Here is a 24,690-nt window from a genome sequence, read left to right on the forward strand (position 1 = left end):
GAGAGGTACGGGGGCGGGCGAGGGCATTGGCCGGGGACCCTGCAGTGCCGGTCGGGGGCCCACAGCCTGGTGCGTGGGGTGGGGGAGTCTGTCGCGTCGTCGCCGTGCGCCGTGCGCCGTGCGCCGTACGGTGTGAGCTGGCGGCAGGTTGGGCCGGCGGGCTGTGAGCTGGGCGTGCTGGACAGTGAACCGCTGGTCAGCGGACAATTCCGGCATGACCTCCGGCCTGGAACTCACGCGTCCCTCGGACCGTGAGCGAGACCGCGCGCTGGAGATCCTTCGCGAGGGCGCCGGGACCGGGCGGTTGTCGCAGGACACGTTCGTGCGGCGGATGAGCTTTGTGCTCGGGGCTCAGAGCCGGAGTGAACTGCGGGACGCCACGCACGACCTGCCGGGGCGGGAGCCGCGGGCGGTCGAGTGGTTGCGGGAGCTGATCTCGAAGGTCCCGTACGTGACGCTCACTCCTCGGTCGAAGCGGGCTTCGCTGCCGGGGCTGGCGCTACCGCCGGCGGGGTCGCCGACGATCCGGATCGGGCGCGGCCCGGGCGCCACCCTGCGGATTGCTGACGAGTCGGTGTCGCGTCGGCACGCGGAGCTGCGGCACGTGGGCAACGGCTGGATGGTGCGCGACCTCAACTCGATGAACGGCACGCACCTGAACGGCTCCCGGATCACCTCACCGACCGCGGTGCGCGCCGGCGACATCCTGCAGTTCGGCGCGGTCCTCTACACGCTGACCTGGTCCGACTTCCGCTGACCGCAGCGCCTGTACGCCGTACCTACAGCTCGCGCTCCGGCGGCTTCTGAGCCTGCGTCGTCTGCGCCTTCTCCTGCTCGCCCGTCTTCCGGCCGGCCGGAACCTCGGAGTTCCACCGCGGTTGGAACTCGTCGCGGGCCGCGAGCGTCAGCAGGATGTCGGTCTGCAGCGAGCCGAGCAGCACATTGGCGTCGAGAAGGCGCGACGGGACGGATCGGCCACCGGCTAGTCCTGCCGGCCGGAGGAGTCAGAAGGGTCCGCGTCGTAGTCCGACTCGGCGAGCATCTCGTCCAGGATCGCGCGCTGCCGCGCCTTGAGCTGCTGCTTGAACGCCAGCGCGTCCTCCAGCCGGACCCAGTCGACCGGCTCGTCGGACCGGAACGCCAGCGCACCGGAGGCGGCGTACGAGCGCAGCTCGTCCTCGGCCATCCCGATCGCGGCCGCGGCCTCACGGATCGGCAGCTCGTGCCGCAGCGCGGTCACCTGCACGGCAAGCCCCTCGCGCAGCGCGGTCTCGACGAACCGCAGCGCCTCGACCATCTTCGGCGGTACGTCGTAACGGTTGCCTCGGCATCGATGATGGCCGGTCCGGCGGGCACCAGGTTGCGCTCGGCGGCGGACGGCAGGAACACCTCGGACTGACCCGGCAGGACCTCCATGGCCGACAGCTTATTGGGATGACGGCCTACCAGGTGTCCTGCTCGAGCTCCTCCTCGTAGGCCTCGTACTCGGCCTCACGTCGCGACGCCCGCACCCGCCGTTGCAGCTGCAGCACCTGATCAAGCTGAACCCACTCGTCGGAGTCGTCCGGCCCCATTGGCGCACCCCCGGTCGGCAGGCAGGAGCGCACCTCCTCCTCGGACAGGTCCACCGCCAGCGCGGCCTCCCGGACGGGCAGCTCGTGCCGCAGCAGCGAGACCTGTACGGCGTACCCCTCGCGCAGGGCGGTCTCCACGTAGTGCAGTGCGTCGAGCGCCTTCGGCGGTACGTCGCGCCGACCGCCCGCGCTGTCGACGATCGCCGGGCCGTCAGGTACCAGGCGGCGCTCCTCGCCGGAGATCATGAAGATCTCGGACTGGCTGGGCACGTTCATGGCGGGGAGCGTACGGGACCGGGCCGTCCGACGACCCGGCCCCGGAAGTCACAAGTCGGTGTCTATTCGCCGGGGTCGAGCACGGTCGGGTGGGAGCCCGGGTGGGTCGTCCACCACGGCCGCCGGGTCGCGTTCTCGGCGATCGTGGCCCGGTAGGTGGCGACGAAGGCCTGGTGCACGAGGTCGACGTCCTCCTGCGTGGTGTGGTCGGTGCGCCAGCGCAACGTCCGGCGCCAGGTGAGCGGGTGGTCGCGCAGCGGCCGGACGACCGTGTTCGGGATCTCGCGGACGGTCGGCGCGCACAGGCTGATTCCGCGCCCGGCGCCGATCAGCTGCTCGATGTCGGGGGTGTCGAGGTTGGAGTACCGGAACTGCGGCGTGAAGCCGCCGACGGACTCGCACGTCGTCCGCAGGTAGGCGAGGTCGCCGTCCTCCTGACCGGCCGGCGGGCAGATCCAGATGTCACCGGCCAGGTCGCTCAGCTCGATCTCGTCGCGCTCCGCGAGCCGGTGCGTCGCCGGGAGCGCGACCGCGAACGGTTCCGGGTAGACCATGGTCTGCTCCCGGACGCCGGTCGGGCACGGCGGCGCGTGCACGTCGTCACATCGCCCCAGCATGATGACGTCGACGATGTCGGCCGCGAGCAGATCGGTCAGTACGGCGCACGACGAGTCCACCTGCGTGATGATCTCCCGTCCGGGCAGTACCTCCTCGAGCCGGGACAACCAGGCGCCGTACATCACCGTGCGCATGGCGCCGAGCCGCATCGGCCCGGTGCCGATCGTGTACCGGCGGCTGCTGCCGACCAGGTCGTCCATGTCGGCCAGCATCGAGCGGGCGCGACCCAGGACGTGCTTGCCGAGCGGAGTCGCCTCCACGCCGTACGGGCCGCGTTTGAACAGCGGTCCGCCGATCGCTTCCTCGATCCGCTGCAGCTGGGCGGTCAGTGACGGCTGCGAGATGCCCAGGGCCGCCGCGGCCTTCGAGACGCTGCCGCTCTCGGACAGGCGGCAGACCACTCGCAGATGCCTCAGCTCGAGCTCCATAGCGGCGAGGTTATGCCCTGCTGGGATATCACAGCCATAACTCACGGGTGCCAATCTCTTTGCACAGAGGACCCCGGGCGTTCACCTGCCCAGTCCGAACCCCGGATCCTCGTCCCCCGCCGCCGGCCGGACGGCCCTGCAGCCCCCCGGCCGGCGCTGGGGTCCCGCCCCTTTCAGTGAGGCCGTACACATGAAGAAACGAAGTGTCCCAGTGAAACGCACAGCCCTGCGCACTGTCGCAGCCGGCTGCGTGCTGAGTCTCGCGGCCGCCGCCACAGCGGTGGTCGCGACCAGGCTCCCCGCAGCCGACGCCCAGGCCGACCCACCGGTCAATCCGCGCGCCGCCGCCCTGGCGACCGCCGACCGGCTGGTCGAGGGTCGCGCCGCCGAGCTCAAGGCGAGCCCCGGTGACCAGTTCGTCCGGCAGCAGGACATCAGTACGCCGTGGGGCCTGCAGTACGTCGCCTACCAGCGCACGTACTACGACCTCCCGGTGATCGGCGGCGACTTCGTCGTCACGACGGATGCCAAGGGCAACACCCGGGGCATCTCCGTCGCCCAGCAGCGCGCGATCGACGTGAACCGTCACCCGGTCGTCGGCAAGGCCGCGGCCGAGAAGGCGGCGCTGACCGCGCTCGACCAGGCCAAGGCCGTTCCCGGCGACCCGACGCTGGTGGTGTACGCCGGAGGCGCAAAGCCGGTGCTCGCCTGGGAGTCGATCGTCCAGGGCCGTGACCACGGCGAGGACAGCCGGCAGAAGGTGTACGTCGACGCGCGCACCGGCAAGGTCGTGCACGCGATCGAGCAGACCGCGTCCGGCACCGGCACCGGCGTCTGGAACGGCGGCAACCTGTCGTTCGGTACGACGCAGAGCGGTTCGTCGTACACGATGGCCGACCCGGGCCGGCCGAACCTGCGCTGCGCCGACTACAGCACCGGCACCGTCTACTCCGGCTCCGACGACGTCTGGGGGAGCACCTCCAAGACCGACAAGGAGGCCGGCTGCGTCGACGTCATGTACATCGCCGCCGGTGAGTGGAACATGCTGAAGGACTGGTACGGCCGCAACGGCCTCGACGGCCAGGGCAAGTGGGCCGACGCGCTGGTCGGGCTGGGCGACGTCAACGCGTACTGGGGTCACCAGAGCAACCCGGACGGCGTCGTCTTCGGCTACAACAACAACCGGCAGTGGATCACCGGCACCGACGTCGTCGCCCACGAGTACGGGCACGGCCTGGACGCCAAGACGCCGGGCGGCATCTCCGGCCACCCGTCGCAGGAAGCGGTCGCGGACATCTGGGGCACGCTGACCGAGCACTACCTGAACAACCCGAACGACCCGCCGGACTACGAGGTCGGCGAGGAGATCAACCTGCAGGGCGCCGGGCCGATCCGGTACATGTACGAGCCGGCCAAGATCTCCGGCCACCCGAACTGCTACTCGACCAGCCTGCCGTCGTCGGTGCACGCCGCGGCCGGCCCGATGAACCACTGGTTCTACCTGCTCGCCGAAGGCAGCAACCCTGGCAACGGCAAGCCGAACAGCCCGACCTGCAACAGCAGCACGCTGACCGGCATCGGGCACCAGGAAGCGGGCAAGCTGTTCTACAACACGATGCTCGCCAAGACCTCCGGGATGAGCTACCCGAAGTGGCGGGTGGCGACGCTGGCCGCGGCCAAGAACCTGGACTCCAGCTGCGCGCTGCACGCCAAGGTGAAGGCCGCCTGGGATGCCGTTGCCCTGGGCACCCAGTCCGGCGAGACGACCTGTGCGCCGACCGGCAACGACTTCACCATGACGGTCTCGCCGGCCAACGGTTCGGTCAAGCCCGGTGAGTCCGCGACCGCGACGATCAACACCGTGATCGGCAGCGGCTCGGCGCAGACCGTGCAGCTGAGCGCGTCCGGCCTGCCGAGCGGCGCCACCGCGTCGTTCGCGCCGGCCTCGGTCCAGTCGGGCAACTCCTCGACGCTGACCATCGCCACGTCGTCCAGTACGCCGGACGGGAGCTACACCGTCACGATCACCGGTGACGGAACGGCTGCCGACCGGACGGCGACGTACCGGTTGACCGTCGGCGGGACCGCCCCGCCCGCCGGCGTACCGGACGTCGACGTGGAGAAGGTGAAGGCACACCTGGCCGCGCTGCAGCAGGCGGCCGACAACAACGGTGGCAACCGACGCGCCGGTTCGGCGGGCTACACGGCGTCGGTGAACTACATCGAGCAGAAGCTGCGGGACGCCGGGTTCACCGTCGCCAAGCAGCGCTGCACGAACTGCACGTACCCCTCGGACAACCTGATCGCCGACTTCCCCGGTGGGGACGCGAACCAGGTCGTCATGCTCGGCGCGCACCTGGACAGCGTGAGTGCCGGGGCCGGCAGCAACGACAACGCGTCCGGATCGGCCGTCGTACTGGAGACCGCGCTGACGCTGGCGGCGAAGAACCCGTCGCTGGCCAAGCACGTCCGGTTCGGCTGGTGGACCGACGAGGAGCAGGGCCTGAACGGCTCCGAGTTCTACATCGGTCAGCTGCCCTCGGCCGAGCGGTCCAAGATCAAGGCGTACTTCAACTTCGACATGGTCGCCTCGACCAACGCCGGGTACTTCGTCAACAACATCACCACGACGACCGGCAAGGTGCTGAAGGAGTTCTACGACGGGCTGAACCTGGCGCCGGAGGAGAACACCGAGGGCGCCGGGCGCTCCGACGACGCGTCGTTCAAGAACGCCGGGATCCCGACCAGCGGCGTGGCCGCCGGGGCGAGTGCGCGCAAGACCACGGCGCAGGCGCAGAAGTGGGGCGGTACGTCGGGCTCGGCGTACGACCCGTGCTACCACGGCTCCTGCGACAAGTACCCGTCGAACATCAACGCGACCGTGCTCGACCGCAGTGCCGACGCCGCGGCGTACGGGCTGTGGAAGCTCGCGGTGGGGGAGACCCCGCCGGCCGGCAACGACTTCTCGTTGTCGCTCGACCCGGCCTCGCGGTCGGTGGCGGCGGGCGGCTCGGCGCAGACCACGGTCCGTACGGCGACCACGAGCGGCGACGCGCAGACCGTGCAGCTCGCGGCCAGCGGCCTGCCGTCCGGTACGACGGCCTCCTTCTCGCCGTCCTCGGTGACGTCCGGGAGCACCTCGGCCCTGACCCTGGCGACGTCGGCCACAACGCCGGCCGGGACGTACCAGGTGACGGTCAAGGGCACCGGCGCGGTCAGCCACGAGGTGACCTTCAGCCTCACGGTGACCGGTTCGTCGACGGGCACGGTGACGGTGCAGAACCCGGGCAGCCAGTACGGGTTCGTCGGCTACCAGGGCTTCCCGTTGCAGATCCGGGCAACGGCCAGCTCTGGCCGGCCGGTCACCTTCCGCGCGACAGGACTGCCCCCGGGCCTGTCGATCAGCACCAGCGGAGTCATCTCGGGGACACCGACCAGCCGCGGGACTTACTCGGCAACGGTGACGGCGACCGACAGTGGCGGGGCAAGCGGTAGTGCCACGTTCGGTTACCAGATCTGGTAAGTCGCGGTTGATGGGCTCCGGACCGCACACCAGGCGGCCCGGAGCCCGCACCCCGTGAGACCGTCGGCGAAGGCCCGGGCTCCCCGGCATTGAGGCGCAGGGGGATTCCTGGTCTAGGTGCCCAGGACCACCTTGCCGGCGGTCTCACGGTTCTCCAGCGCACGGTGGGCGTCGGCCGCCTTGGCCAGCGGGAAGCTGGTCACCAGCGGCACCCACTCGCCCTCGACGGTTCGGCGCAGCGCCTCGGTCTCCAGATCCCGGAGCCGGTGCATCAGCTTGGGCCCGATCGCCCAGGTCGCGCTGAGCCCGCGCTGCATGAGGTCGGCCGTGGTGAGCTCGACCGGCCCACCGCCGGACCAGCCGAACATCAGGATCCGCCCGCCGATCCCCAGCAGCTCGAACGCCTGCTGCCCGACCTCGCCGCCGACGCCGTCGAGAACCACTGTCGGCTTCTCCTCGACCTGATCCGCCCAATCGGCCTGCCGGTAGTCGATCACGAGCTGCGCCCCGAGCTCCTGCACCTGCCGGGTCTTCTCCGCGCCACCGGCGAGACCGATCACCGTCGCTCCCGCATTGCGCGCGCTCTGCACGAACAGGCTCCCCATCCCACCGGCGGCCGCCGTCACCAGTACGACGTCGTCAGCCGTGATCGCCGCCTGCTCCAGGATCCCCGTCGCCGTCCGGCCCGTACCGATCGTGGCGACCGCGTGAGCAGCACTCACGTGATCGGGAATTCCGTGCACCGACTCGACTCGGGCGACCGCCTTCTCGGCGTACCCGCCAGGCACCGGCCCGAGGTGGACCACCACGCGCTTCCCGACCCACCCCGCGTCGACGTCCGCGCCAACAGCCTCGATGCGTCCCGCGACCTCTCGCCCGGGGATCGTCGGCAGCGTCGGGGGAGCGACCGGCCCGCCGGCCGCCGTCCCGCGCCGAAGCATCGTGTCCAGCAGATGCACTCCCGCGGCCTCGACCGCGATCAGCAACTCACCCGCCGCGGGCACCGGGTCGGGGACCTCCTCGAAGATCAGGTTCTCGGCCGGACCGAACTCGTACAAGCGGATCGCCCGCATCTGCGCACTCCCTCTCTGGAAACCTCCCTCGCACGCTAGGACCTCAACTTCAGTTGAGGTCAACCTGCACCACTTCCTTACCTTCTGTATTAAAGTGCGGACAGGGAGGGAACGACGTGGCGAAGATCTTGAAGGGTGCGACGGCCCAGGAGACGCACAGCGCGATCCTGGACCTGATCCGTTCCAGCGGCACCGTGACGCGGGTCGCGCTGGCCGACCGCTCCGGGCTGACCGGCGCGTCGATCTCGCGGGTGGTCAAGCAGCTGCTGGCCGAGGGCCTGATCGTCGAGACCGGCCTGGGCGACCCGACCGGCGGTAAACGCGCGACGCTGCTGCAGTTCAACCCGCGGGCCCGGCACGCGGTCGGGATCTCGATCGACACGCTCAGTACGACGTACGTCGTGACCGACATGAACGGCCGCGTGATCGAGCAGCTCGCCTCCAAGGGCATCGGCCGCGACATCCCCGCGACGGTGATCACCCGGCTGGTCGGCGAGCTCGAGGACCTGATCACGCGGACCGGCGTCGAGCCGGCCACCCTGGTCGGCGTTGGCGTCGCGCTGGCCGGCCGGCAGGGGAGTGGGTCGTCGTTGCTCCGGGCCGATCGCGAGCGGTACGCGTGGGAGCCGTTCGCCGTACAAGGTCAGCTCAGTCAGGCGATCGACCACCCGGTCGTCGTCGAGAACGACTCGACCTGTGCCGCCATCGGCGAGTTCTGGGCCGGCCGCATCCCGTCGGCCAACGACTTCGCCACGCTGTACCTCGCCGCCGGCTTCGGCCTGGGGCTGGTCACCAACGGGGACGTCTACCGAGGCTCGTCCTCGAACGTCGGCGAGATCGGCCACATGGTCCTGGAGGTCGACGGCCCGCCGTGCTGGTGCGGAGGCAACGGCTGCCTGGAAGCGCTGGCCGCGCCCGCGCGGGTTGTCGAGCTGGCCCAGCAGGATCCGGCGCTGGCCAAGGACCTGCGCGGAAAGCGCACGTCGGTACGGACCGACTTCGCCCGGATCGCCCGGCGGGCCACCGAAGGTGACGCCCGCTGCCTGGAGCTGATCGAGCAGTCCGCGCGGTACCTGGCCAAGGCGCTGCTCTCGATCACCAACCTGCTCGACCTGTCGCAGATCATCCTGGCCGGCCCCGGCTTCAGTGAGGCCGGTGAGCTCTACGCCCGCGCCGCGACGGAGGAGATCAACCGGCTCTCGTTCGTCCGGGCGATCCACCCGACGCGGGTCGAGGTGTCCAAGCTGGGCCCGAGTGCGGCAGCGCTCGGTGCGGCGTCGCTGGTCCTGCACAGCCAGCTGACGCCGCACCAGACTTCCAACCGGGCTCTAGCGACCTAGGAAGTCTTTCAACCAGAGACCGCTGTTCTTGATCGTGCGTTGCTGTGTCGTGTAGTCGACGTGCACCAGCCCGAAGCGCCGCGTGTAGCCCCAGGACCACTCGAAGTTGTCCATCAGGGTCCAGGCGAAGTAGCCCTTCAGCGGCAGGCCTTCGGCGACGACCTCGGCGGCCGTGGTGAGGTGCTTCTCGAAGTACGCCTGGCGTTCGGCGTCCTCGATCGTGCCGTCCGCGGTGATCTCGTCGGGGTACGCCGCGCCGTTCTCGGTGATGTAGAGCGGGAGCTCGGGTGCCATCGTGGTGATCTGGACGAGGATGTCGCGCAGGCCGTTCGGGTCGATGCCCCAGCCCATCTGGGTCTTGTCGAGACCGGTGTCGACGGCAACGACCTTCTCGCTGCCGGGTTGGGTGGTCGGTCCACCGGGCGCGGCGAACTCGCCGTCGGCCGGCGCCGCGACCGTCGACGGGCAGTAGTAGTTGACGCCCATGAAGTCCAGCGGCGCCGAGATCAGTCGCAGGTCCGCGTCGTACCGGCTGAACCACTCGGCCGTCCCGGTGTCCTCCAGTACGTCGGCCGGGTACTTCCCGACCAGCAGCGGATCGAGGAACATCCGGTTCCGCAGCCCGTCGACCCGGCGTTGCGCGTCCCGGTCGGCGTCCGACTCCGACGCGGCGTACACCGGAGCGGGGTTCAACGCGATCCCGACGGTGTTCGACGGCGTCTTGATCGCCTGCAGCGCCAGGCCGTGCCCGAGCAGCAGATGGTGGACCGCCTTCAGCGCATCCGCACCCTCGACCCGCCCCGGCGCGTGCTCGCCGTTGCCGTATCCGAGGAACGCCGAGCACCACGGCTCGTTCAGCGTCATCCAGTGCGAGACCACGTCGGAGAGCGCGTCGTGCGTGAGCGCCGCGTAGTCCCGGAACCGCTCGGCCGTGTCGCGCACGAGCCAGCCGCCGGCGTCCTCGAGCGGCTGGGGGAGATCCCAGTGATAGAGCGTCGCGTACGGCGTGACGCCGTTCGCGAGACACGTCTCGGCGATCCGCCGGTAGAAGTCGAGCCCCGCCTGGTTGGCCGCACCACTCCCGGTCGGCACCACGCGCGGCCAGGCGACCGAGAACCGGTACGCCTTCAGCCCGAGTCCCGCCAGCAGCCGGATGTCCTCCTCGTACCGGTGATAGTGGTCGTCGGCAACCTCCCCGGTCTCGCCGTCCGCGATCTTTCCCGGCGTCGCGGCGAAGGTGTCCCAGATGCTCGGCCCGCGGCCGTCCTCACGCGTCGCGCCCTCGACCTGGTACGACGCGGTCGCCGCGCCCCACACGAAGTCGCTCGGAAAAGCGGATCGGGCGAGCCCGAGCGAGGGCGACGTCGAGTCCGCGGGCATCGCACCATCAGAGTTGCTCATCGGGTTCCTTCCAGCCAGTGGGTGCGGTCGGGCATCAGTTCGGCCAGGCGAGCGGTGAGCTCCGCCGGGATCTCGGTCTCCAGCGCCGCGACCAGTTGGTCGACGCGCGCCGGCTTGCTGAAGCCCACGACGGTGCCGGTGATCTTGGGGTCGTTCACCGAGTGCTGCAGCGCGGCCGTGGACAGGTCGATCCCGTACTCGCGGCACGCCTTGTCCATCTGCGCGACCGCCTCGAGCATCTGCGCCGGCGCGTCGCGGTACCCGTACTTCTGCAGGCCGCCCTGCGGGTTCGCCAGGATCCCGCCGCCGTAGATCGCCGCGTTGATCACCGCGAGCTCGGCCGAGAGCGCCTTCTCGATGAGGGCCTCCGCGCTGTGGTCGACCAGGCTCCACCGGTTGTGCACCAGCAGCACCTCGAAGCCTCCGAGGTCGAGATAGCGCGCCAGCTCCTGCACCGACCCGCCGGCCAGACCGACGTGCCCGATCTCGCCCTCGGCGCGCAGCTTCATCAAGGTGTCGACCGCGTCCCGCATGCTCGCGAAGTCGTGGAACTCCGGATCGTGCAGGTAGACCAGCGGCAGCTGCTCCAGCCCGAGCCGTTCCTTGCTCTCGGCCACGCTGGCCCGGACCCGGTCACCCGAGTAGTCGTCGCCGAGCGCGTCGACCTTGGTCGCGACCAGGAAGCCGTCCGGCAGGCCGCCGCGGTCCGCGATCGCCTGGCCGATCCGCAGCTCGCTCTCGCCGGCGCCGTACCCGTTCGAGGTGTCGATCCAGCGCAGCGGACCGTCGAACACCCGGTCGATCACGGCGACGGCCTCGTCGCGGCTCACCTCGTACCCGAAGACCTCGGGCATGCTCGCGAGCAGGGCGCCGCCGGCGCAGACGGCGGACACGGTCAGTCCGGTCGAGCCGAGCGGCCGCAGCCAGTCGTCGGCCGAGGGATCAGTCACGAGGACCAACTTTCGGGAGGTGGGTGGCTGGGCGGCCTCAACCCACCCACTCCTTCAAGTACCGGCCACCGATCGGGGGTTGGTACTTGAAGGAGCAGGCGGGCGACGAGGTCTGTTGGCAGTAGCCTAACCGGTTAAGTCAGATCGTGGTGAACGCGAAACCGTCCGGATCGACGTGGACCTGGGTTCCGTCGGGAGCGGTCAGCGCGCGCAGTCCGGAAGGAGCGTCACCGGCCAGTACGGCGTACGAGAAACCGGCCACGTCGAGCTGCGGTTCCCGGGACGACTTCTCGCGGTCGTAGGTGAACACCTCGATCACCGTGTCGCCGCCCTTGAGGTAGCCGATGCTGAACCCGCGCGGGTCGTGCGGCTGCTCGATCGTGCCGATGAACGAGAAGCCGTAGTTGTCCCGGTAGTACTCGTGGGTCGCCTCCCGGTCCTCGATCGTCACCGCGACGTGGTCGAACCGCGGCCGCGCCGGTACGCCGAGCGCGCGCTCCTTCGCGACCCCGTCCGCGTCCAGCACGGCGGCGTACTGGAGATCCCCCTGGATCATCTCCAGCAGCGTCCCGTCCGGGTCGAAGAAGAAGCAGATCCGGACCGCGCCCTCGGCGTCCAGCGGATCGAGCTTGAACTCGACCCCGGCGGCCTTCAGGACCGCGGCCCGCTCGTCGAGCCGGTCGACCTTGAAGCCGACGTGCCGGAACCCCTTCTGCAGGTCGTCGCCGACCCAGGTGGTCGCCTCCCGCCCGGTCTCGACCCGGCGCAGCTCGACGGTCGCGGTCACGGCGTCCAGGAGAGCGCGCTCTTCGGTGGCCTCGCCGATCAGCGGCAGCTCCAGGAACTTCCCGTAGTACTCGACCGAAGCCGGTACGTCGGTGCAGTTGACGACCACGTTCTTGATCGACACGGTTCTCCTTCGGTAGGGGTTCTAGTTCTTGACGGCGCCGAGCATCATCCCGGCGACGAACTGCCGCTGCATCCGGACGTAGACGATCACGACCGGGACGACCGACAGGGTGAGACCGGCGGTCAGCGCCGGCCAGTTGGTCGAGTACTGGCCCATCAGCGTGAACAGCACCGGCTGCAGCGGCAGCGACTTGGTGTCCTGCAGCACGGTGTTCGCGATCAGGAACTCGTTCCAGGTCTGCAGGAACTGGAAGATCACCACGGTCGCGATGCCCGGCCGGGTCAGCGGCAGGATCACCCGCCAGAAGATCACCAGCTCCGAGCCGCCGTCGACCCGCGCGGCCTCGATCAGCTCGTCCGGCAGGGTCTGGAAGAACGCCCGCATCAGGAACATCGCGAACGGTGCCGAGCCGGAGATGTAGAGCACCAGCAACCCGGTCTGGGTGTCCAGCAGCCCGAGCGTCTTGAGCTGCAGGTAGAGCGGGATGATCAGCGCCGTCGACGGCATCATCAGCGTGGTCAGCAGCAGGACGAACAACGTGTTGCGGAACGGGAAGTCCAGCTTGGCGAAGGCGTACCCGCTGAGTGTCGCGAAGACCAGTACGCCGACGACCGTCACGGACGTGATCCAGACGCTGTTCCAGAAGTGCAGCGGGAACTCGATCTTGGTCCACGCGGTCGAGTAGCCGGCGAAGGTCAGCTTGTCCGGGATGATCGGCCCGCCGAAGATCGTGCTCGGCTCGCGCAGCGAGGTCAGCAGCATCCAGACGAACGGGAACGCCATCAGTACGCAGAACGGCGCCAGCACGAACGCCGCGAAGCTCTTGCCGAGCGGGAAGCGGAACGGCGCGTGCTGTTCCGCCGTACGCCGGTCCTGCTCGACCGTGGATGCGCTCATCGGTCCGCCCTTCTGGTCAGCCAGAGCTGAGCGATCACCGCGATCGTGCAGAGGATCATCGTCACGACGCTGAACGCGCTCGCGTAGCCGAGCTGCGGGATCGACCCGGACGTCGAGCCGAAGGCGAGCGAGTACAGGTAGGTCCCGAGGACCTCGCTGCCGTGGTTCGGGCCGCCGCCGGTCATCACGTAGATGATGTCGAAAGCCTTGAACCCGTTCAGCAGTCCGAGGCTGACCACCAGCCCGGTCACGACGCGCAGGCTCGGCACGGTGATGTTCCAGAACTGCTGGACCGTGTTCGCGCCGTCGACCGCCGCCGCCTCGTACAGGCTGGGATCGATTCCCTGGATGCCGGCGAAGAAGATCAGCATGTTGAAGCCGAGCCCGCCCCACACCGTCACGACGATGATGGCCGGCAGCACGGTCCGGCTGTCGGCCAGCCACGGATGCTGCAGCGAGTCGAGTCCGACGGCCCCGAGCACCTGGTTGAGCGTGCCGATGTTCGGGTCGTAGATCAGCTTCCAGAGCACGCCGGACACCACGAACGAGACGATGCCCGGGATGAACAGGATGGTCCGGACCAGGACCCCGACGTGCTTCCACACGACGTTCACCAGAACCGCCGTGAGCAGGCCGAGGAAGGTCAGGATCACCGTCGTCACCGCGGTCAGCGCCAGCGTGACGATCAGCGCGCGCCGCGCGACCGGGTCGCCGAGCATCCGGGTGTAGTTGTCCAGCCCGATGAACTGCGGCGACCCGAACCCGCCCCACCGCGTGAGGCTCAGGTACGTCGTCCGGAGGATCGGCCACAGCACGAAGCCGAGGAACAGCGCGAACGTCGGCAGCACGAACAGGTAGCCCGCGATCCGCTGCGACTTGCGCAGCGGTGAACCGAAGCGGCCGGCCTTGCGCTGCGGACGGGGTGCCGGTGCCGCTGACGGCCGGGCGGTGGTCGCGGTCGCCACCCGATCAGCCGCCCTTGGCGTTCTGCACCGCCTGCTGCATCTCCTTGGCGACCGCGGCCGGCTCGCCGGTGCCGTCGAAGATCTTGGACAGCGGATCCCCGGCGGCGACCGAGCCCGGCCCGAACGGGATGTGCGGGCAGCCGTCGCCGTCGGTCAGCCACGACGTCATCTGCTTCATGATCGGCAGCTCGATCCGGGCCGCGGCGCTCTTGGTCGCGGGCATCGAGTTCGAGTCGTTCATGGTCGGGGAGTACTGGTCGGCGGAGTACAGGAAGCGCAGGAACTCCAGCGCGGCGTCCTTGTTCTTGCTGGTCTCCGAGACCGCCCAGCCGGCGCCGGCCTGGTTCGCGCACCAGTGCCGTTTGCCCGGCGCGATCGCCGGGGTCTTCATCACCTTGTACTTCTTCGCGAACGCCGGGGGAGCGTCCTTGGACAGGCCCTGCGGCGACCACGAGCCGTTGAACAGCATCGCCGACTTCTCGGTGTAGAAGATCTGCGGGACCTGGTCGCCGCTGGTGCCCGTCGTACCGGGCTGGAAGACGCCGCCCTTGACGATCTTCTGGTTCAGCTCGAGCGCCTGGATCACCTTCGGGTCCTCGTAGGTCAGGCCGTCCTGGAGCTGGTCGAGCTTGAGGTAGAACGTCGGGTCGTCGGCGACCTGGGTGAGCAGCGGCAGGAAAAAGTCCAGCGAGCTGGTCGTCGGGTTGCAGCTGAGCGCGACCGGGTGCTTGCCGATGGCCTTGATCTTGGCGGCGGCCGCGATCAGGTCGTCCCAGGTCTCGATCTCGTCCTCACCGACACCTGCCTTCTTCAGCATGTCCGGGTTGTAGAACAGGCCGAAGGTCTGCGCCATCCAGCCCACGGCGTACTGCTTGCCGTCGAGGGTGTACTCCTGGTTGGCGGAGTCGAAGAAGTCCTTCAAGAAGTCGTCGCCGAGGTCCTTCTTCAGGTCGGCCGAGACGCCGCCGGTGCCGTAGGTCAGCGCCCGGGTGTGCGGCGCGAAGATCTCCGGTACGTCGCCGCCGGCGACCGCGGCCTGGAGGGCCGGCAGGTACTGGTCGGGAGTGCCGAAGATCCGGTTCTCGACGGTGATGTTGCTGTGCGCGGCCTGGAACTTCTCGATCAGCTTCGGGAACTGGTCCTCCTGGTCGCTGTACCAGGACCAGACCCGGACGACGGCCTTGCCGCCGCTGCTGCTCGACCCGCCGTCGTCGCTGCAGGCTGCCAGCGAGGACCCGAGCCCGAGCGCCGCGGCCCCGCCGAGCGCGCCCTTGAGCAGGGTCCGTCGTCGAAACGGTGTGGATGGGAGTTGCCGATCACCCTGCATGCTGACTCCTCGCTCGTTCAGCCCGGCTGCGATCCCCGTTGACAACTTCCTAACTAAAAGTAAGAAAGCCGTCAAGGCCGGACGATCGTTTCCCCGCTGTTTCCACGCGGTGCCTTCAGATCGGATGGGACCGTCCCGGGATCCGGATGGACGCACGCACGGGTTGCCGGATGTTCGCCGGTTCGCCACATAAGTATTGGCCGCCGATCTTTTCGCGGACGGACGGTGACAGTGGCACCGCGCCGAACGGTCGGCGCGCCCACCCCCTCGAATCGAGACCCGATGAACGACTCATCCGACCAGCCCACCGGCGTCAGCCGGCGTCGCCTGCTCGGCGGCGGTGCGGCCGCTGCCGGCCTGGCCGCCGCCTCGCTCGCCCTGCCGCCGAACGTCCGGGCGGCGCTGGCGTCACCGCCGCCGAAGCACGGCGGCCTGAAGGACATCAAGCACGTCGTCATGCTGATGCAGGAGAACCGCAGCTTCGACCACTACTACGGGACGCTGTCCGGCGTCCGCGGGTTCAACGATCCGCACGCGGCCCGGCTGCCGAACGGCCGGCCGGTGTTCTACCAGCCGGACCCGTCCAACCCGGACGGGTTTCTGCTGCCGTACCGCCTGAACACCAAGATCAGCGCCGCGCAGGCGATCCCGTCGACCAGCCACGAGTGGAAGGTCCAGCACGACGCGCTGAACGGCGGCCGGAACGACAACTGGCTGCCCGCGCACCTGGCGGCCGACGGCGCCAAGAACGGCCCGTACACGATGGGTTACTTCACCCGCGAGGACATCCCGTTCCAGTTCGCGCTGGCCGAGGCCTTCACGATCCTCGACGGCTACCACTGCTCGGTGCTCGGCCCGACGGCCCCGAACCGGCACATGTGGATGTCGGGCACTATCGACCCGGACGGCCTGGCCGGCGGACCGTCGCTGACCACCGGTGGCCCGGCGAACCAGTTCAGCTGGACGACCTACCCCGAGCGGTTGCAGGAGGCGGGCGTCAGCTGGAAGGTCTACCGCCAGCCCGGCGGCCAGACCGGAGCGGCGTCGATCACCAAGTGGAAGCAGTTCGGCGGCGCGCAGCCGGGCGATCCGCTGTACGACAACGGCATGGTCACCCAGCCGATGGGACAGTTCGAGTACGACGCGATGAACGACCAGCTGCCCACCGTGAGCTGGATCCTGCCGCCGTCGGGCTTCGACGAGCACCCGGCATCGCTGCCCGCGGCCGGCGCGACGTTCGTGGCGAGCAAGATCGACGCCATCGCGGCGAACCCCGAGGTGTGGGCCAAGACGGTCTTCATCCTGTCGTACGACGAGAACGACGGGATCTTCGACCACGTCGTACCGCCGACGCCGCGGCCGGGAACGCCGGGGGAGTTCGTGACCAAGACGTCCAACACCGGCGTCGACGGAGGCGGCCTGCCGGTCGGGCTGGGCTTCCGGGTGCCGTGCATCATCGTGTCGCCGTGGACGACCGGTGGTTACGTGTTCTCCGAGACCTCCGACCACACGTCGCAGCTGCGTCTCCTCGAGCGGATCACGGGGGTCAAGGAGACCAACATCAGCCCGTGGCGGCGCCGGACCGTCGGCGACCTGACCGGCGCGTTCCGCTTCGGTGACACCAAGCACGCGCCGACGCTGCCGGACACCACCGGTCAGTACAGCCTCGCGCAGTACCAGGCCTCGCAGCTGCCGTTGCCAGAAGTTCCCGGCAGCCACCAGACGTTCCCCCGCCAGGAGCCGGGGCACCGCCCGCACGTGGGCTGATCTGTCTGATGGTGACCGCCCTGGTTGTGTTGCGGTCACCATCAGTCCGCGGTGAATCGTAGGGTTGCCGGTATGGCGATCAGGTTGGTTGGGCGGCGGCCTGACGTGAGTCCGGACCGGTTGCTCTCGGAGTGCGTGCCTCCACCTCGCTTCGCCGACGTGCGGTTCGAGACGTACCGGCCGGCGGCGGGGGAGCCGAGTCAGGCGGAGGTGCTCGGCGTACTGGTCGAACGCGGGAAGGTGCTCGCCGAACCGCGCCGGGAGAAGTCCTGGTGGCGGCGGAAGGCGCCGGCCGAGACGCTCAAGCCGGGCATCTACCTGGACGGCGGCTTCGGCGTCGGCAAGACCCATCTGCTCGCGTCGCTCTGGCACGTGTCGGCCGGGCCGAAGATGTACTGCACGTTCGTCGAGTTGACCAACCTCGTCGGCGCGCTCGGCCTGCGGAACGCGGTCGAGGCGCTGTCGGCGTACCGGCTGATCTGCATCGACGAGTTCGAGCTCGACGACCCCGGCGACACGGTCCTCATCTCACGCCTGCTGCGCCAGCTCGTCGACGCCGGCGTCCAGCTCGCGGCGACCTCCAACACGCTGCCGGACAAGCTCGGCGAGGGCCGCTTCCAGGCGACCGACTTCCTCCGCGAGATCCAGGCCTTGTCCGGCCACTTCGACGTACGCCGGATCGACGGCCCCGACTACCGCCACCGCGGCCTTCCGGTCGCCCCGGACCCCTGGACCGACGCCGCCGTCGAGCAGGCCGCTTCGCAACGCCCGAACGCCTCCTCGGACCACTTCGTCGACCTGTACCACCACCTCGGCGAGCTCCACCCGAGCAAATACGGCGCGTTCCTCGACGGCGTGGACATCGTCGGCATCACCGACCTCCGCGAACTCACCGACGAGAACATCGCGCTCCGCCTCGTCGTACTCGCCGACCGCATGTACGACCGGGACCTCCCGCTGATCCACAGCGGCCTCCCGCTCGACCGCCTCTTCTCGCCGCCGATGCTCAAGGGCGGCTACCGCAAGAAGTACCTGCGCGCTCTGTCCCGCCTGATCGCCCTGGCTCACGCGGGAATGGACTGACCATTCGGCTTGCACGCAATGCTCCGGCCGGAGAACCCCTGGGTGGCTAGCCTGCGAACCATCTCGGTGCTGAGGGGGGTCCCAGTGCCATCAGTGACTGACACCTAGGAGCACATCGCATGATTCGTCGTACTCTGACGGCCGCCGTCGCGGTCGTCGGTCTCGCGGCCCTCGCGCCGCTGTCGGCTTCGGCCGCCCGCCCCGGCCCGGTGATGCCGCCGAGCCTGAAGGGCCCGGTCTCCGCGGCCGACGCCGCCGGACCCTGCACCTTGTCCGTCCCCACGCGGGTCGCGATCGGCAAGCCGGACCTGACCCTGTACGGCAAGCGCACCGGTGGGTGCGCGGTCGCCGACAACACGTCGGGCTGGATCCTGAACCACCCCAGCCTCGGTGACGTGAACGGGCTGCTGTTCGACCCGGTCGACCCGATCGGCGACGGTCGCTGGTCGGTGCCGGACAACCACCCGATCGGCACCCAGACCTGGCAGGGCATCGGCAGCATCAACCCCGACGGCACCGAGTTCACCCAGAACAACGTCCCGGTCACGGTGAAGCTGGCGGCCGGCGCGTGGATCTCGTCGTCGCGCAAGGCCGACGTCGTCACGCTGAAGGGCACCTCGCTGCTGTACTCGGTCACCACGAACAACTACTTCAAGCGTTCGGCGGCCGGCGTCTTCCAGTTCCGCGAGCAGGGTTCGACGGTGTGGCAGACCCTCAAGGGCGGCCTGTGGACCAACACCAAGGGTGAGGTCACTCTCTCCTACAAGTACAGCAAGGTCCGCGACTACCGTTTCGCGCTGTACTCGACCTCGATCAGCTGGGACCTCGGCAGCGCCGTCACCACCCGCTGAGAGTTGCAACTTGGTGCAACTGGCGAGTGACCCAGCTCTCAGTTGCCGTCGAACCTGGTCACCTGCGACCCCGTCGCGAACTACGCTCCGCCCCATTGCATGGTGCTGAGGGGGGTCCCAGTGCCGATCAGGTTCGACACCAAGGAGCACATCGAATGATTCGTCGTACCCTCACGGCGGCCGTTGCCGTACTCGGCATCGCCGCTGTGACCCCGCTGGCGGCCTCCGCCGGCCGGCCGGTCCCGCAGCCGTCCTTCAAGGCGCCGGCCTCGGCGCAGGCCGCGGGCACCTGCAACGTCTCGGTCCCGACCCGGGTGGCCATCAGCAAGCCGCTCCTGATCCTGCCGGGCAAGGTCAGCGGCGACTGCAACCGCGCGGGCAACGCCTCGCTGTGGGTGCTCAACCACCCGTCCAAGGGCGATGTGAACTTCATCGGCTGGGACGCCACGGACCCGGACCTGGACGGCACCTGGTGGGTCTACTCCGACGACGCGATCGGCACCCAGACCTTCCAGGGTCGCGGTTCCAGTAACACCGACGGCACCACCTACACCCAGAACAGCGCCTCGACGACCGTGAAGCTGGCGGCCGGTGCGTGGATCTCGTCGTCGCGCAAGGCGGACGTCGTCACGCTGAAGGGCACCTCGCTGCTGTACTCCGTGGGGAACAACGTGTTCTTCAAGCGGTCGGCCGCGGGCGTCTTCCAGTTCCGTGAGAAGGGCTCGACCACGTGGCAGACCCTCAAGGGTGGCCTGTGGACGAACTCGAAGGGTGAGGTCAGCCTTTCGTACAAGTACAGCAAGGTGCGGGACTACCGCTTCTCGCTGTACTCGACGTCGATCAGCTGGGACCTCGGCAGCGCCGTCACTACGCGCTGACGTCGTACCGCACCTGCCCTGTCCTCACCGGTTTGCCGGTGGGGATGGGGCAGGATGTCGTCATGGCGAAGAAGAAGGCTGCACCGGGCGACAAGTTGCTGGACGCGTTGCGGGTGCCGGCGGGGCCGGTCGACCTGAGCGCTTACGACACGCGCGCGACCACCGGGTTCGACGGGTCGAAGGACGACGGGAAGGTCGCGCTGGACGCGCTCGGCGCGGAGGTGTCGGACTGGCAGGAACGCCTGTTCGCCGAGGGCCGTAAGGGCGGCAACCGGTCGGTGCTGCTGGTGCTGCAGGGGATGGACACGTCCGGCAAGGGCGGCGTCATCCGGCACGGCGCGGGACTGATGGATCCGCAGGGTCTGCGGATCACGTCGTTCAAGGCGCCGACCGCGGCCGAGAAGCGGCGCGGGTTCCTCTGGCGGATCCGCCAAGCGCTGCCGGAACCCGGCATGATCGGGATCTTCGACCGCTCGCACTACGAGGACGTGCTGATCGCCCGGGTGCGGAACCTGGTCGCCCCGCCGGTCTGGAACCGGCGCTACGAACAGATCAACGAGTTCGAGGCCGAGCTGGCCGAGAGCGGCGTGACGGTGCTGAAGTGCTTCCTGCACATCTCCGCCGACCAGCAGAAGGAACGCCTCGAGGCGCGGCTGGACGACCCGACCAAGTACTGGAAGTACAACCCCGGCGACATCGACGAGCGCGAGTTCTGGCCGGCGTACGCCGAGGCGTACCAGGCGGCGCTGGAGAACTGCAACGGCCCGTCGGCGCCCTGGTACGTGATCCCGAGCGACCGCAAGTGGTACCGCAACTGGGCCGTCACGACCCTGCTGCTGGAGACCCTGCGCGACCTGAACCCGGAGTGGCCGACCGCCGACTTCGACGTGGAGGGCGAGAAGGCCCGCCTTGCCACGACCTGATGGGGATGACGGGCCTCTCCGGCGAGGGCCGGCCGGCGGTGCTGCCCGCCGGGGACTGGGGTCCGGTGGGTTCTGGTGAGTCGGACACCGAGGTGTTCCGGCGCCCGGACGGTGCGGCCTACGCGAAGTGCGCTCCGGTGCACGGGATCGAGGAGCTGCGCGGGGAGCGCGATCGCGCGATCTGGTTGGCTGCGACCGGGATCCCGGGTGCTGAGGTGCTGGACTGGATCGAGTCCGCCGACGGCGCCTGCCTGGTGACGACTGCTGTCCCTGGTGTCGCGGCGGTCGATCTTCCGCCGGAGAAACGCCAGGATGCGCTCTCTGCTCTCGCGGCCGCGTTCCGAGCGCTGCATGAGCTGCCGGACTGCCCGTTCTCCCGGCCGCTCAGCGAGGTCGTCGACCAAGCGGCGGACGTCGTACGGCGTGGTGCTGTGAACCCGGACTTCCTCAACGACGAGTCGCGAAAGCAACGGCCCGATACCCTGCTGGAGCGGGTCAAGGCCGAGCAGCCGTACGCCGAGAAGGTCGCCGACCTGGTCGTCTGCCACGGCGACGCGTGCCTGCCGAACGTGTTGCTCGACCCGGAGACGCTCGAACTGACCGGGTTCATCGACCTCGGCCGGCTCGGATTGGCTGACCGGTACGCCGATCTGGCGCTGACCACCGCCCAACTGCTCGACGAGTGGGATCTGCCCGCCGACGAGTTCCTGCGCGGGTACGGTCTGGAGGAGCCGGATCAGCGTCGGCTCGACTTCTACCTGTTGCTGGATCCGCTCACCTGGGGCTGACATGGAGACGTTGCGCACGGATGTCGTGGTGGTCGGCCTGGGCGCTTTCGGCTCGGCCGCGCTCTGGCGGTTGGCTGCGCGCGGCGTCAACGTGATCGGTGTCGAGCGCCAGGCGATCGGCCACGCGCTGGGCTCGTCGCACGGCATCACCCGCCTGTTCCGGATCGCCTGCATGGAGCACCCAGGCCTGCCGCCGATCGCGCAGAAGTCGCTCGAACTGTGGACCGCTCTCGGAGCGCAGACCGGTGAGGTCCTGGTCGAGCAGACCGGATCGCTCAACGCCGGTCCGCCCGGCAGCGAGCCCGTCACCGGTGCTCTAGCCGCCGCAGCTCAAGCGGGCGTCCCCGTAGTCGAGCTCAGCCACGCAGAGCTGGTCGCCCGCCAACCGCAGTACGGCGCTTTCGGCGCGGACGACATCGGCGTCTGGGATCCGGGCGCCGGTCTGTGCTTCCCGGAGCCGATCGTCCGCGCGCAGGTCGAAGCCGCGCGGCAGTTGGGCGCACAGGTCTTCGCCCACACCCTCGTCACCGCCGTGGAGGCCTCAGGCGATGGCGTGCTGGTGAGGACGCCCACGATCGAGATCCGCGCCGAACGCGTCGTCGTCGCGACCGGCGCCTGGCTCGGCAAGGTCGTCCCCGGCCTGCCGCTCGTGCCTCGCCGTACGCCGCTGTACTGGTTCGAGCCGAAGGATCCCGCGTCGGACGAGTTCACGCTGGAGCGCTTCCCCGCGTTCATCTGGCAGCGCGCCGGCGGGATCGGCTTCTGGGGCCACGGCTCCGGCGACGGGTACGGCGTAAAGCTCGGCCTCGAACACGACGGCCACGTCGCGGGCACGCCGTTCGCGGACGCCGACGAGGTCGACCGCTACGTCCATCCCCGAGGCGACGTCGACGAGATCTCCGCCGCCGTCGAAGAAGCGTTTCCCGGCCTCGACCCGGTCCCGGTCAAACTCCTGCCCTGCATCGTCACGGACTCACCCGACGGCCAGTTCCTCATCGGCCACCCCGACGAGACCGGTCGCCTGGTCATCGCCGGCGGCGACTCAGGCCACGGCTTCAAACACGCCGGCGGCCTCGGCGAGCTCCTCGCCCAACTCACCCTCGGCGAGACGCCGTACTGCGACACGACGTTCCTCGACCCTCGACGCTTCAGCTCTTGAGGCGCTTGACCGACAGCTCCGTCACCCCGGCCGCCTTCAACGCGTCCGCCACCCGGTCCGACGCGACGAAGCTCCACCCCTGGTACCACAGCTCGAACCGCAGATCCTTCTCCGGGTCGGCGTCGAGCACGGCGAACCCGACGTAGTCACCGATCGGCTCGCCACGCTTCCCGCGGACCTCCACGGGGAACGTCCGGTATCCCGTCGCTCCCACCGCTTCGAGGACGTCGACGAAACGTCGCGACGCCAGCTTCGCCATGTCGCCGGTCGTCCACAGCAGGTCGCCCGGCTTGCCGCTGTTCGAGCGGGTGAACCGCGGCGTGAAGCCAAGGTCCTCGACGCGTCCGTCGGCGATCAGGTCGTACAGGCTCTCGCCGTCCGCACCGAGGTAGTCGCCGTACTCGGGTTGACCGGGATGGTCCCGCATCACCCAGAGGTTGCCGGGACCGGACCGGGCTTTGAGGACGTAGGGCATGGTCCAACCCTACGGTGAAGCGGCTGCCGGGAATGGGAACCCGGCAGCCGCTTGCAGGTCAGGCCGTACGGACGAGCTGCGGGCGCGGGGCCGGTGCAGCCAGCGTGAGCAGGTCCAGGCCGGCTACGCCGTACCGGAGCATGACGAGGCGGGCGACCTCGGCGCTGACGCCGAGCGGGCGGGAGACCGCGACCGCTCCGGCCTTGCGGGCCGTGGTTTCAGCGCGATCCGGCAGTACGCCGGGGGCGAGGAAGAAGGAGCCGACGGCAACGTGCCGACGACCCTCCAGCCGCCACTGCAGGACGGCCTCGGCCGGGCTCGGGGACGCCGCGGTCGTGAACGCCGCGGTGACCGGGAGCTTGTGGCGCTGGCCCCAGAGGCGGGCGAGCCGGGTCACGGCCGCGTTCGCCTGGGCGTCGCTGGATCCGGCGCAGGCGAGCACGAGCGCGTCGAGCTCGCGCACCCGGCCGTCCTTGAGCTCGGCGCGCATCCGGCGGTCGAGCACGTCGAGCAGCGTCTCGTCGTACCCGAGCACGTCGGAGGCGATGATCCGCAAGCTCGGGAACCGGCCGCGGGCCTCGTCGATCACGGCCGGGATGTCGATCCGGGCGTGGAAGGCCGTCGAGAGCAGCAGCGGCAGGACCACGACCTCCTCGACGCCTTCGGCGGCGAGCTTGCCGAGCACCTGGTACGGCGTGGGCGGGCAGTGGTCGAGGAAGGAGGCTTCGATCCGCAGGTCGTCCCGCATCTCGCGCAGGCACTTGACCAGCGAGTGGACGGTGGCGGCCGATCGCGGATCGCGGCTGCCGTGGGCGAGGACTACGAGCGCGGGTGCGGTCACAGCAGTTCCCCTTCTTCTTCGTCGATCATGCCGGCTGCGAGTGTCCACCCGTCGTGGGCGTCGATCAGCAGGAACGATCCGGTGATGTTGTTGCTGGAGTACGGATCGGCGGCCAGCGGTGCGGCGATCTTGAGCTGCACCTTGCCGATGTCGTTCAGGTCGAGCCCGGCGGCGTCGATGACTCCGAGCGTGTCCAGGTCCAGTACGCCGTTGATCTTGGTGACGATCGCCTGGGCGGTGGTGGTGGTGTGCTTGATCAGCAGCCGGGCGCCCACCGACAGCGGGCGGTCCGACAGCCAGCACACGGTGGCCGACAGCTCCCGGCGGGTGCCGGGGGAGGAGTCGGCCGCGACGATGACCGAGCCGCGGGCGACGTCGAGGTCGTCGGCCAGCCGGACCGTGACGGCCTCGCCGGCGACGGCGGAGGCGCGTTCGGCGACGGCGGTCGAGGTGGCGGTGACCACGGCGCGGTCGATGCCGGCGACCGACGTACGGCGGCCGGCCGGGAGCACGATCACCTGGTCGCCGACCGAGACGGTGCCGGAGGCAACTGTTCCGGTGTAGCCGCGGTAGTCGCGGTACTGGTCGTCGGTCTGCGGGCGGATCACGTACTGGACCGGGAACCGCAGCGGCTGGCCGGAGG

The 24,690-nt window shown here is 69.5% G+C and carries 24 protein-coding genes; 10 read left to right on the top strand and 14 right to left on the bottom strand.

All coding sequences use genetic code 11. From position 1 onward, the window contains the following. Positions 1-214 precede the first annotated feature (214 nt). Entirely contained in the window at positions 215-757 is a 543-nt protein-coding gene (locus ACYVIO_RS42585) for an FHA domain-containing protein (protein ID WP_460656724.1), read from the top strand. A 22-nt stretch (positions 758-779) separates the two neighbouring features. Here ACYVIO_RS42585 and ACYVIO_RS42590 read toward each other — a convergent pair whose 3' ends face one another. The 4 genes from ACYVIO_RS42590 to ACYVIO_RS42605 form a co-directional block, all read right to left on the bottom strand. Further along, the gene (locus ACYVIO_RS42590; RefSeq protein WP_460656725.1) at positions 780-941 is read right to left on the bottom strand and encodes a hypothetical protein; all 162 of its coding nucleotides are present in this window, start codon (positions 939-941) and stop codon (positions 780-782) included. A 41-nt stretch (positions 942-982) separates the two neighbouring features. Continuing rightward, positions 983-1,297 (bottom strand): hypothetical protein, encoded by a 315-nt coding sequence (locus ACYVIO_RS42595; RefSeq protein ID WP_460656726.1) that lies wholly within the window; start codon positions 1,295-1,297, stop codon positions 983-985. 145 nt (positions 1,298-1,442) lie between these two features. Then, positions 1,443-1,850, bottom strand: coding sequence for a hypothetical protein (locus ACYVIO_RS42600; RefSeq protein WP_460656727.1), 408 nt, complete (start codon positions 1,848-1,850; stop codon positions 1,443-1,445). A 62-nt stretch (positions 1,851-1,912) separates the two neighbouring features. Continuing rightward, the gene (locus tag ACYVIO_RS42605; RefSeq protein ID WP_460656728.1) at positions 1,913-2,896 is read right to left on the bottom strand and encodes a LysR family transcriptional regulator; all 984 of its coding nucleotides are present in this window, start codon (positions 2,894-2,896) and stop codon (positions 1,913-1,915) included. A 211-nt stretch (positions 2,897-3,107) separates the two neighbouring features. Here ACYVIO_RS42605 and ACYVIO_RS42610 point away from each other — a divergent pair, with 211 nt between their 5' ends. Further along, positions 3,108-6,419, top strand: coding sequence for a M28 family peptidase (locus tag ACYVIO_RS42610; RefSeq protein ID WP_460656729.1), 3,312 nt, complete (start codon positions 3,108-3,110; stop codon positions 6,417-6,419). Between the two features lie 113 nt (positions 6,420-6,532). On the opposite strand, the gene ACYVIO_RS42615 is transcribed toward ACYVIO_RS42610, so the two are convergent. After that, positions 6,533-7,492 (bottom strand): zinc-binding dehydrogenase, encoded by a 960-nt coding sequence (locus ACYVIO_RS42615; RefSeq protein ID WP_460656730.1) that lies wholly within the window; start codon positions 7,490-7,492, stop codon positions 6,533-6,535. Positions 7,493-7,608: 116 nt separating this feature from the next. On the opposite strand from ACYVIO_RS42615, the gene ACYVIO_RS42620 reads away from it, so the two are divergent. Then, a complete protein-coding gene (locus tag ACYVIO_RS42620) occupies positions 7,609-8,832 on the top strand; it encodes an ROK family transcriptional regulator (protein WP_460656731.1) in 1,224 nt (407 codons plus the stop codon). Here ACYVIO_RS42620 and ACYVIO_RS42625 read toward each other — a convergent pair. From ACYVIO_RS42625 to ACYVIO_RS42650, 6 genes are all read right to left on the bottom strand, one after another. Beyond that, entirely contained in the window at positions 8,821-10,233 is a 1,413-nt protein-coding gene (locus ACYVIO_RS42625; RefSeq protein WP_460656732.1) for a GH1 family beta-glucosidase, read from the bottom strand. The genes ACYVIO_RS42620 and ACYVIO_RS42625 overlap by 12 nt on opposite strands. Next, positions 10,230-11,183 (bottom strand): aldo/keto reductase, encoded by a 954-nt coding sequence (locus ACYVIO_RS42630; RefSeq protein WP_460656733.1) that lies wholly within the window; start codon positions 11,181-11,183, stop codon positions 10,230-10,232. The genes ACYVIO_RS42625 and ACYVIO_RS42630 overlap by 4 nt, the downstream gene beginning before the upstream one ends. 139 nt (positions 11,184-11,322) lie before the next feature. Continuing rightward, positions 11,323-12,093 (bottom strand): VOC family protein, encoded by a 771-nt coding sequence (locus tag ACYVIO_RS42635; protein WP_460656734.1) that lies wholly within the window; start codon positions 12,091-12,093, stop codon positions 11,323-11,325. 21 nt (positions 12,094-12,114) lie between these two features. After that, entirely contained in the window at positions 12,115-12,990 is an 876-nt protein-coding gene (locus ACYVIO_RS42640; protein WP_460656735.1) for a carbohydrate ABC transporter permease, read from the bottom strand. Continuing rightward, positions 12,987-13,955, bottom strand: a complete 969-nt coding sequence (locus ACYVIO_RS42645) for a carbohydrate ABC transporter permease (protein WP_460656736.1) — start codon at positions 13,953-13,955, stop codon at positions 12,987-12,989. Before ACYVIO_RS42645 ends, ACYVIO_RS42640 begins: the two co-directional genes overlap by 4 nt. Positions 13,956-13,959: 4 nt before the next feature. Beyond that, the gene (locus tag ACYVIO_RS42650) at positions 13,960-15,282 is read right to left on the bottom strand and encodes an ABC transporter substrate-binding protein (protein WP_460656737.1); all 1,323 of its coding nucleotides are present in this window, start codon (positions 15,280-15,282) and stop codon (positions 13,960-13,962) included. Between the two features lie 282 nt (positions 15,283-15,564). Here ACYVIO_RS42650 and ACYVIO_RS42655 point away from each other — a divergent pair, with 282 nt between their 5' ends. The 7 genes from ACYVIO_RS42655 (at position 15,565) to solA (ending at position 22,731) form a co-directional block, all read left to right on the top strand. Beyond that, on the top strand, positions 15,565-17,049 hold the full coding sequence (locus ACYVIO_RS42655; RefSeq protein ID WP_460656738.1) for an alkaline phosphatase family protein: 1,485 nt from the start codon (positions 15,565-15,567) through the stop codon (positions 17,047-17,049). Between the two features lie 72 nt (positions 17,050-17,121). Beyond that, positions 17,122-18,132: a cell division protein ZapE gene (zapE, locus tag ACYVIO_RS42660; RefSeq protein ID WP_460656739.1), complete on the top strand. Its 1,011-nt coding sequence runs from the start codon at positions 17,122-17,124 to the stop codon at positions 18,130-18,132. A gap of 119 nt (positions 18,133-18,251) precedes the next feature. Then, positions 18,252-18,983 carry a hypothetical protein gene (locus ACYVIO_RS42665; protein ID WP_460656740.1) on the top strand — a complete coding sequence of 244 codons (732 nt, stop codon included), beginning with the start codon at positions 18,252-18,254 and terminating at the stop codon, positions 18,981-18,983. Between the two features lie 155 nt (positions 18,984-19,138). Next, the gene (locus ACYVIO_RS42670; RefSeq protein WP_460656741.1) at positions 19,139-19,861 is read left to right on the top strand and encodes a hypothetical protein; all 723 of its coding nucleotides are present in this window, start codon (positions 19,139-19,141) and stop codon (positions 19,859-19,861) included. Positions 19,862-19,923: 62 nt separating this feature from the next. Continuing rightward, positions 19,924-20,784 (top strand): PPK2 family polyphosphate kinase, encoded by an 861-nt coding sequence (locus ACYVIO_RS42675; RefSeq protein ID WP_460656742.1) that lies wholly within the window; start codon positions 19,924-19,926, stop codon positions 20,782-20,784. A gap of 5 nt (positions 20,785-20,789) precedes the next feature. After that, complete coding sequence (locus ACYVIO_RS42680) at positions 20,790-21,572, top strand: phosphotransferase (RefSeq protein ID WP_460656743.1); 783 nt, start codon at positions 20,790-20,792, stop codon at positions 21,570-21,572. Between the two features lies 1 nt (position 21,573). Beyond that, the gene (gene solA, locus ACYVIO_RS42685; RefSeq protein WP_460656744.1) at positions 21,574-22,731 is read left to right on the top strand and encodes an N-methyl-L-tryptophan oxidase; all 1,158 of its coding nucleotides are present in this window, start codon (positions 21,574-21,576) and stop codon (positions 22,729-22,731) included. Here the strand turns inward: solA and ACYVIO_RS42690 are convergent. The 3 genes from ACYVIO_RS42690 to ACYVIO_RS42700 all read right to left on the bottom strand — a co-directional run. Beyond that, positions 22,721-23,206: a hypothetical protein gene (locus ACYVIO_RS42690; RefSeq protein ID WP_460656745.1), complete on the bottom strand. Its 486-nt coding sequence runs from the start codon at positions 23,204-23,206 to the stop codon at positions 22,721-22,723. The genes solA and ACYVIO_RS42690 overlap by 11 nt on opposite strands. A 58-nt stretch (positions 23,207-23,264) precedes the next feature. After that, the gene (locus ACYVIO_RS42695; protein WP_460656746.1) at positions 23,265-24,047 is read right to left on the bottom strand and encodes a sirohydrochlorin chelatase; all 783 of its coding nucleotides are present in this window, start codon (positions 24,045-24,047) and stop codon (positions 23,265-23,267) included. Further along, positions 24,044-24,690: elongation factor 1-alpha C-terminal domain-related protein (locus tag ACYVIO_RS42700; protein ID WP_460656747.1), on the bottom strand; the 647-nt coding region annotated here is incomplete at its 5' end. The genes ACYVIO_RS42700 and ACYVIO_RS42695, both read right to left, overlap by 4 nt.

This window comes from Kribbella endophytica, assembly GCF_054781295.1.

Bases quoted from the DNA above. Each gene is read 5' to 3' on its own strand.
- ACYVIO_RS42585 (WP_460656724.1), top strand. From the start codon at position 215: ATGACCTCCGGCCTGGAACTCACGCGTCCCTCGGACCGTGAGCGAGAC.
- ACYVIO_RS42595 (WP_460656726.1), bottom strand. From the start codon at position 1,297: ATGGTCGAGGCGCTGCGGTTCGTCGAGACCGCGCTGCGCGAGGGGCTT.
- ACYVIO_RS42600 (WP_460656727.1), bottom strand. From the start codon at position 1,850: ATGAACGTGCCCAGCCAGTCCGAGATCTTCATGATCTCCGGCGAGGAG.
- ACYVIO_RS42605 (WP_460656728.1), bottom strand. From the start codon at position 2,896: ATGGAGCTCGAGCTGAGGCATCTGCGAGTGGTCTGCCGCCTGTCCGAG.
- ACYVIO_RS42615 (WP_460656730.1), bottom strand. From the start codon at position 7,492: ATGCGGGCGATCCGCTTGTACGAGTTCGGTCCGGCCGAGAACCTGATC.
- ACYVIO_RS42625 (WP_460656732.1), bottom strand. From the start codon at position 10,233: ATGAGCAACTCTGATGGTGCGATGCCCGCGGACTCGACGTCGCCCTCG.
- ACYVIO_RS42640 (WP_460656735.1), bottom strand. From the start codon at position 12,990: ATGAGCGCATCCACGGTCGAGCAGGACCGGCGTACGGCGGAACAGCAC.
- ACYVIO_RS42650 (WP_460656737.1), bottom strand. From the start codon at position 15,282: ATGCAGGGTGATCGGCAACTCCCATCCACACCGTTTCGACGACGGACC.
- ACYVIO_RS42655 (WP_460656738.1), top strand. From the start codon at position 15,565: ATGAACGACTCATCCGACCAGCCCACCGGCGTCAGCCGGCGTCGCCTG.
- zapE (WP_460656739.1), top strand. From the start codon at position 17,122: ATGGCGATCAGGTTGGTTGGGCGGCGGCCTGACGTGAGTCCGGACCGG.
- ACYVIO_RS42665 (WP_460656740.1), top strand. From the start codon at position 18,252: ATGATTCGTCGTACTCTGACGGCCGCCGTCGCGGTCGTCGGTCTCGCG.
- ACYVIO_RS42670 (WP_460656741.1), top strand. From the start codon at position 19,139: ATGATTCGTCGTACCCTCACGGCGGCCGTTGCCGTACTCGGCATCGCC.
- ACYVIO_RS42675 (WP_460656742.1), top strand. From the start codon at position 19,924: ATGGCGAAGAAGAAGGCTGCACCGGGCGACAAGTTGCTGGACGCGTTG.
- ACYVIO_RS42680 (WP_460656743.1), top strand. From the start codon at position 20,790: ATGACGGGCCTCTCCGGCGAGGGCCGGCCGGCGGTGCTGCCCGCCGGG.
- solA (WP_460656744.1), top strand. From the start codon at position 21,574: ATGGAGACGTTGCGCACGGATGTCGTGGTGGTCGGCCTGGGCGCTTTC.
- ACYVIO_RS42690 (WP_460656745.1), bottom strand. From the start codon at position 23,206: ATGCCCTACGTCCTCAAAGCCCGGTCCGGTCCCGGCAACCTCTGGGTG.